Below are 7,246 nucleotides of genomic sequence, written 5' to 3'. Positions count from 1 at the left end.
CCAAAGACCGCGACGTTCTCTTGGCATTCTATGACTTCCCAGCCGAGCACTGGAAACATGTCCGAACGACGAACCCAATTGAAAGCACCTTCGCCACCGTCCGACATCGCACAGGCAAAACCAAGGGTTGTCTCAGCCGTAAAACCGGCCTTGCCATGGCGTTCAAGCTGATGATGTCAGCGCAGACGAAATGGCGCAAACTCGACGGAGCAAACCGCATGCCAGAGATCATCCAGGGGATTGCATTCAAAGACGGGATCAAACAACTTAACCAAGCCGCCTGATTACGCCATCACCAACTTTCGGGCATAGCTCACAGACGGTCATCGGCGGGTTGAAATCTCAGAACGTAAAATTTCACGTCTGCAACAACACCCTCACAGGACGCAATATCAACTATTCCGACGATCTCTATGACGTCTGGGACGATGATATCGTGCCCTCGGGCGTAGCCGAACTGTCAAAGCTGCAACAAGACGGCTACACCTATATCAAGCCGTGATAGAGCGTTGCGCCATCGCCTGATGTGGGCGATGGCGCGCCGCAAGTCCTGTCGTTTTGGAGTGGTGTCAAACCCGTTCTCCAGCATCCATCCGGTCGAGAAAATCCTGCGCCTCTTTCAATACGGTTTCCCGCTTGTCGGCGTCCATTCGGTCAAACGTCCGGTACATCTGGGCCATGCGTGGGTTGCGCTCAAACCTTGCACGGTGCCGGTCCATGAAATGCCAGTAGAGCAGGTTGAACGGACAGGCCCCCTCACCCGTCTTTTTCGTCACCGAATAAGCGCACAGCTTACAGTGATCCGACATCTTGTTGATGTAATTTCCCGAGGACACATAGGGCTTTGAGGCAATGACACCGCCGTCGGCAAATTGGCTCATACCCACGGTATTCGGTGCCTCGACCCACTCAAACGCATCAATGTAGACGCTTAGATACCATTCGTGCAGCGCGCCGGGATCAAGGCCCGCCAGAAGGCCGAAATTGCCCGTCACCATCAACCGCTGGATGTGATGGGCGTATGCCTCGTCGCGCGTCTGCTCGACCGCCTTGGCCATGCACCGCATATTTGTCCCGGCACCCCAGTAAAGGGCTGGCAGCGTTCGGTCATGTTTCAACGCGTTGCGGGTTGGATATTCCGGCCCCTCGCGGAAATAAATGCCGCGCATGTATTCCCGCCAACCGATGATCTGCCGGATGAACCCCTCAGCGGCGTTGATTGGGACACTGCCCTTTTCATACGCCTTTTCGACCGCTTGGCACACTTCCAGCGCGTCCAGTAGACCAATATTGATGTAGGCCGACAAGAGCGAGTGATACAGAAACCGGTTCCCATCCAGGATCGCGTCCTGATAATCGCCGAAACGCGGCAGGGCATGATCCACGAAATGCCCAAGCGCGCGCAGGGCCTGCTTTCGGTCCGTGGCAAATCCGAATGGCCGTAAAACCCCGAAATTGTCGGAAAAGCGCGCATCGACAAGGTCCAGAACCTCTTGGGTAACTTCATCCGGCTCAAACCAGAGGGGGTCATGCGTCACCTCGTCCGGCGCCGGTTTGCGGTTGTCGTGGTCATAGTTCCACTGACCACCCACCGGCCTGTCCCCGTCCAACAACAGCCCCGTCTTGCGCCGCATCTCGCGGTAGAAATACTCCATCCGCAGCGCCTTGCGCCCGTCCGCCCATTGGTCGAACTCGGCGTGTGAGGCAATGAACCTGTCATCCTCCAAAATCCGAATCTTTAGCGGGCAATGCTGCAAGGCGTTGATCAAACGCCATTCTCCGGGTTCAGTGGCGATGACTTCGGTCGCGCCTGTATCCTCGGCGCGGCGCAAGAGCTCTCCGCAGATGGACCCGGCGTTTTCGGTGTCGTCCAGTTCGGCATACCGCACGTCCCAACCGTCCTCGCGCAGCCGTGCCGCAAACTTGCGCATTGCCGCAAAGATCAGCGCGATTTTCTTGGGGTGATGCGGCACATACCCGGCCTCATCGGCGACCTCGGCCATGACCACCACATCGCGCGCCTTGTCAGCCGACCTGAGCGAGGCCAGCCGCTCACTCAATTGGTCCCCAAGAACCAAGACAAGACGGTTCACCACGGGATCTCCTGACCGGCATAATCCAGAAACTTTCCGGTATCCTTGGCCGTGAGCCCCGATATCACCGCCACCAACCGCTCTGCCGCGTGCTCTGCCGTGACCGTCGGATAGCGGCTAGCGTATTTTGCGGTGAATGCGGTTTCGACCGTGCCCGGATGCAAGCAGACGCAGGCCAACTGTCGATGCGTCCGCGCCATCTCGATCGCCGCGCTGTGCACCAGTTGATTGACCCCCGCCTTGGCCGCGCGATAGCTGTACCACCCCCCCAGCCGATTGTCCCCGATGGACCCGACCCGCGCCGATAACACCGCAAAGACCGCGGGTCGGTCGCGGGGCAACAGTGGCTGCGCATGTTTCAGCACCATGACCGGGCCAATCGCGTTCAAAAGGTACTGATCTTTCAGGGCCCCGACATCCAGAGTCTTCAGCGTCTTTTCCGGCTCTGCGCCCTCGATCTGCAACGCGCCTGTCGCGACAAAGATCAGGTCGAACGGCCCGTCCAGGCCACCCAACGCGCCGCGCACACTGTCCTCATCGGTCACGTCCAGCCCGTCGCGTGACCGCGACAGGCCAGTGACCGCATGCCCTGTCGCGCGCAACTGCGCGGCCATTGCCCCGCCGATGCCGCCGCTGTCTCCGATGATCAAAGCAGTTTTCATGAAACGCCAGATAGCGGTCAGCGACTGGGCATCAAGCGCCGCCAACATCTTCACGCGCGATGGCAACGGTCTTGACCACGGCAAAGCAAGAGACGCCTGGCGCCAGACCCAACGCCTCGGCCGATCGGCGTGTAATGCGCGCCAGCACCCGGCCCGCCGCCGTGTCCAGCGAAACCATCGCACCCGGTCCGTCGCCCTCACGGATCGAATCCACCGTTCCCGGCAATATGTTGAGCGCGGACAGCCCTTCGGGTCGATTGCGCGACAGGATCACTTCTTGTGCGGCAATGCGCACGCGAAGGGGCGCGCCTATGTCTTGCCGCACACGCGGCAGAAACAACGACAGCCCACAGGCATCCAACTCGGTCAACCCGTCCTCATGATGCGCCGCAACGCGGGCCTCCAGCACGGCCCCAACGGCGCGGATGCCCGCAGGGGTCACGGCCGGATCGCTCAACACCTCTGACGCCGTGCCTTGTCGGATCACACGACCGTCCTGCAACACGACAACAGTTGTCGCCAACCGCGCCACCTCTGCTGCGGAATGGCTGACATAAAGGATCGGACAGCGCGCCTCATCCCGGAGCCGCTCGAAATAGGGCAGGATTTCCGCCTTGCGTGCCTCATCCAGCGCCGCCAGCGGTTCATCCGCAAGGATCAGACCAGGGTCGGCCAGCAGGGCGCGCCCGATGGCCACCCGCTGCTTTTCTCCGCCAGACAGCGCGCCGGGCCGCCGGGTCAACAGTCCGCCCAGTCCCAACATCTCGACCACCGGGTCCAGCGGCAAGGAACTGCGGGAAAACCAGCGCCCGTAAAGCAGGTTCTGCCGCACCGACAGGTGCGGAAACAGCCGCCCTTCCTGAAAGATGTACCCCAGACCGCGCCGGTCTGGCGGCAGCCAGATGCCTTGTGCCGTGTCGCCCAGCACCCGGTCCCCGACGCGCACGCGTCCCGCATCGGGCCGTATCAACCCGGCCACAGCATTGATAACGCTGGTTTTTCCAGACCCCGACCTGCCAAACAGAACGGTCAGCCCCTGCGGCGCGTCGAATACCGCGTCCAGCGTGAAATCCCCAAGCCGGTGTCGGACCGCGACCTCTAGCATCACGCGCCCCCGACCCGTGCGGCAACCCGGCGCGACACCCATTCCGACAAAAGCAGCGCCAGCATCGCCACGACCACCGCCACCAGAACCAGACGCAGCGCCGATGCCTCCCCCCCCGGCACCTGAAGAAAGGCGTAGATCGCCGAGGGTAGCGTTTGAGTCTGCCCCGGAATGTTGGACACAAAGGTGATTGTTGCCCCGAACTCTCCCATCGCCTTGGCAAAGGCGAGGATGCTGCCGGCCAACACACCGGGCAGCACCATGGGCAGTGTCACGGTGGCAAAAACCCAGATCCGCGATGCGCCCAACGTGGCTGCCGCCTGTTCCAGCTTGGGGTCTACCGCCTCTATAGACAAGCGCATGGCGCGCACCATCAGGGGAAAGCCCATGATGCCAGCGGCCAGCGCGGCCCCCGTCCAGTGAAAAGCAAACGAAATCCCCAGAGATTGCAGAAACCCGCCCACCGGGGCACGCGGCGAAAACACCAGCAGCAACAGATAGCCCGTGACCACAGGCGGCAAGATTAGCGGCAGATGCACCAGCCCGTTGACCACCTGCTTGCCCGGAAAGCGCCAGCGCGCCAGCGCGTAGGCCACGAACAACCCGAATGGCAGCGCCACCAGCGTCGCCCAGAACGACACCCGCAGCGACAAGCGCACTGCCTCCCATTCCGCCGGGCTGAGCCACTCCATGTCTCAGTCACCCAGCACGGCAAAGCCGTGCGCCGCAAAGATTGTCCGCGCTTCAGGCCCGGTCAGAAAGGCAAGGAACGCGGCGCCGGCATCCTCACGCCCCGCGACGGCGGCCACAGGATAGCGGATCGGCGGGTGGCTGGACTGGGGAAACACCCCAAGCGCATCGACATGCGGATCGGCCAGCGCGTCAGTGGCATAGACAACACCCAACGGCACCTGCCCCAACGATACCAGCGCCAGCGCCGCACGCACGTTGTCCACCTGTGCCACGCGGTGTTCGACCGCCGCCCACAGGCCAAGCGACTCCAGCGCCGCCTTGCCGTAGATGCCCGCGGGCACCGCCTGAACCAGGGCCATGGCAAGCCGTCCGTCGCCCAGCATCGCCCCAAGATCCAGCTGTGGCCCGATCTCGACCGGGGCGGCACCGGCGGGGCCCGCCAGAACCAGCCGATTGCCCAGCAGATCGACCCGTGTGCCCGAAGCAATAAGCCCGTCTGCCTCCAACACGTCCATCCAGTCAGTGTTCGCCAGAAAAACCACATCCGCCGGCGCGCCCTGTTGCACCTGTCGCGCCAGCATGGACGATCCCGCATAGGACAGGGTCACCTCACCGTCATAGCCTGCCGCTACGTCGTCGAGCGCGGTCTTCAGACTGGCGGCGGCGAACACGGTGACAGGCTCGGCCACTACAGGCCGCGCCAGCAGCGCCAGAAACACCGCCCCGCCGAGAAAAAATCTTGAGATCCACATCATTGCACCGAAGTATCTGGCACGATGCGCGAACCGTCACCAGAGCGCAGGCAAAAAAATGCGCGGCGGTGCCTCGGTAGAGTCAAGTTTTCGGGCCAAGAGGGATCAGAGATCCTCTAGCCGAACAAGTCCTTGAACAGCCCGACATTCTGGCGAAAGCCCGCCTCGAAATCACCGTTGCCGGGGTGATAGACGCTTTCGAACGACACAACCCCATCATATCCATCCGCCCGCAGCGCATCGGCCAATTGCGGATATTGCCCGGCAAGTTGCCCCTCGCCCATCGGGCGCACCTCTAGCGTGGCTTTGGGGGTGTCGACCAACACGTCCTTGATGTGGATATGCCCGATATAGCCATCCTTCGCGGTGTCATAGCCGTCAGGGTAGCAGGTTTCGTGGCACCAGCAATTGTTGGCGGGATCCCAGAGGATTTGCAGCGCATCCTGTGCGTCCAGATCGTCGATCAGCTTGCGCGCCGTCCAGTTGGAGTTGACCAGCGTGCCGTTGCCGGTTTCCACGACCAGCGTCACACCGGCCTCGCGCGCAACATCGACCGCAGGCGCGATCAGCGGCAGCATCGCGTCCCAGGCCCCGTGCGCCACGTTCCATTTCTCAGCCCCGTTCAGCCCCCAAAGGATCTGCTCCTTGCGCGGCGTCATGATCCGCACCAGCGGGCTGCCCACCACATGCGCCATGTCGATCACACGCGTGAGCGCATCCATGTGTTTCACATGCAGGGCGTCCCCCGGCACGTTGTCCTTGGTCATTCCCGCAAAAATGTGCCGCGACAGGCAGCACACCGGATGCCCCCGGTCGCGCAACAGGGTGTCGATCTCGCGCACCTGTTGCGGGCTATGGTCGCCCACCTCGGCGTCCCAGACAAATTGCAGCTCGGCGTAGTCGATGGCAAATTCGTCCATCACATCGACGGTATGCGCCAGATCGCGGCTGATGCCGTCACAGATGACACCCAGTTTCATTTCGCCGCCTCCCGGTGCAGTTCCGCGCCGACGATCTCTTCGATCACGCGAGTCGCGACCCAGTTGTCGCCGTTGGGATATTTGGTCCGTCCAGCGGTGAAAATCTGCATCGCAGAGGCCGCGGTGTGCAGCGGCACGCCCAGATCCTCTGCCATGCCCATCGAGATGGTCAGATCCTTGTGCATGGTGTTGATATGGCTTCCGGTGCCTTCGAACTGGCGGTCGATGATCTTTTGCAGCGCGGTGTTGACGATGCCGCAGCCCCCGCCCGAGGTCGAAAACACGTCATAGATCACCTGCCCCGGCACACCCGCCTTGGCCGCCAGCGCCGCCGCCTCAAACGTGGCGGAAAAGATCGACCCCAGCAGCGATTGCAGGCAGGCCTTGACCGTCTGGCCCTCACCCGCCGTCGTGCCGACACGGTGGATGCTGGCGCTGACCGCATCCATCACCGGCGCGCAGTGGTCCAGCAGGTCCGGCGCGCCCGCCGCCATCATGGTCAGCGTGCCGCCCTGCGCCCCGGGAAAACCGCCGGATACCGGGCTGTCAATCATACGCAGGCTGGTGCCCTCCAGCGCGGTGCCGATCTCTCGCGCCTCGGAGGGCTTGATCGTCGCGGTCAGGATCACGGTGCCGCCGGGCGCCATTGTCTCCAAAAGGCCGCCGTCGCCCAAAATCACTGCCTTGGCCTGTGCGCCGGTCATCACCATGACAAAGACCACATCCGTCGCCGCGCCGACCTGCGCCACGCTTTGCAATGGTGTCCCGCCCATGTCCGCCAGCGCGGCGTTGCGCGCCGGGGTCATGTCGAATCCGCAGGTCTCAAACCCGCCTTTGACAAGGTTCTTGGCCAGGCCAGAGCCCATATCGCCCAAACCGATCACACCACAGCGCATGGTCTTCTCCTCCCATATTGGTTTTCATCACCTTATCGGGGAGAAGCCATGACGCGAGGCAAAAT

At 62.4% G+C, this 7,246-nt stretch carries 9 protein-coding genes; 2 read left to right on the top strand and 7 right to left on the bottom strand.

Going from position 1 to position 7,246, the window contains the following annotated elements:
• Together CHB90_RS03820 and CHB90_RS03815 are read left to right on the top strand one after the other, a co-directional pair.
• Positions 1-284, top strand: a 284-nt coding sequence (locus CHB90_RS03820; protein ID WP_141135796.1) for a transposase, incomplete at its 5' end; no start/stop codon positions are given.
• A 50-nt stretch (positions 285-334) separates the two neighbouring features.
• Positions 335-502 (top strand): DsrE family protein, encoded by a 168-nt coding sequence (locus CHB90_RS03815; protein WP_245823153.1) that lies wholly within the window; start codon positions 335-337, stop codon positions 500-502.
• Positions 503-569: 67 nt separating this feature from the next.
• On the opposite strand, the gene CHB90_RS03810 is transcribed toward CHB90_RS03815, so the two are convergent.
• The 7 genes from CHB90_RS03810 to CHB90_RS03780 all read right to left on the bottom strand — a co-directional run bounded on the left by CHB90_RS03810 (position 570) and on the right by CHB90_RS03780 (position 7,181).
• The gene (locus CHB90_RS03810; RefSeq protein ID WP_089276524.1) at positions 570-2,096 is read right to left on the bottom strand and encodes a cryptochrome/photolyase family protein; all 1,527 of its coding nucleotides are present in this window, start codon (positions 2,094-2,096) and stop codon (positions 570-572) included.
• Positions 2,090-2,755: an SDR family NAD(P)-dependent oxidoreductase gene (locus tag CHB90_RS03805; protein ID WP_089276537.1), complete on the bottom strand. Its 666-nt coding sequence runs from the start codon at positions 2,753-2,755 to the stop codon at positions 2,090-2,092. The genes CHB90_RS03810 and CHB90_RS03805 overlap by 7 nt, the downstream gene beginning before the upstream one ends.
• A 31-nt stretch (positions 2,756-2,786) precedes the next feature.
• Complete coding sequence (gene modC / locus CHB90_RS03800) at positions 2,787-3,860, bottom strand: molybdenum ABC transporter ATP-binding protein (RefSeq protein WP_089276523.1); 1,074 nt, start codon at positions 3,858-3,860, stop codon at positions 2,787-2,789.
• The gene (modB, locus tag CHB90_RS03795; protein ID WP_089276522.1) at positions 3,860-4,552 is read right to left on the bottom strand and encodes a molybdate ABC transporter permease subunit; all 693 of its coding nucleotides are present in this window, start codon (positions 4,550-4,552) and stop codon (positions 3,860-3,862) included. The genes modC and modB overlap by 1 nt, the downstream gene beginning before the upstream one ends.
• Positions 4,553-4,555: 3 nt before the next feature.
• The gene (modA, locus tag CHB90_RS03790; protein WP_089276536.1) at positions 4,556-5,305 is read right to left on the bottom strand and encodes a molybdate ABC transporter substrate-binding protein; all 750 of its coding nucleotides are present in this window, start codon (positions 5,303-5,305) and stop codon (positions 4,556-4,558) included.
• A gap of 116 nt (positions 5,306-5,421) precedes the next feature.
• Complete coding sequence (locus CHB90_RS03785) at positions 5,422-6,285, bottom strand: sugar phosphate isomerase/epimerase family protein (RefSeq protein WP_089276521.1); 864 nt, start codon at positions 6,283-6,285, stop codon at positions 5,422-5,424.
• Positions 6,282-7,181, bottom strand: a complete 900-nt coding sequence (locus CHB90_RS03780) for an NAD(P)-dependent oxidoreductase (protein ID WP_089276520.1) — start codon at positions 7,179-7,181, stop codon at positions 6,282-6,284. Before CHB90_RS03780 ends, CHB90_RS03785 begins: the two co-directional genes overlap by 4 nt.
• Positions 7,182-7,246 lie beyond the last annotated feature (65 nt).

Origin of the sequence: Antarctobacter heliothermus, assembly GCF_900188425.1 — a bacterium.
In the GTDB taxonomy this organism is placed as follows: domain Bacteria; phylum Pseudomonadota; class Alphaproteobacteria; order Rhodobacterales; family Rhodobacteraceae; genus Antarctobacter; species Antarctobacter heliothermus.
The sequence above is the reverse complement of the archived record's forward strand: the minus strand, read 5'-3'. Positions and strand labels throughout refer to the sequence as shown.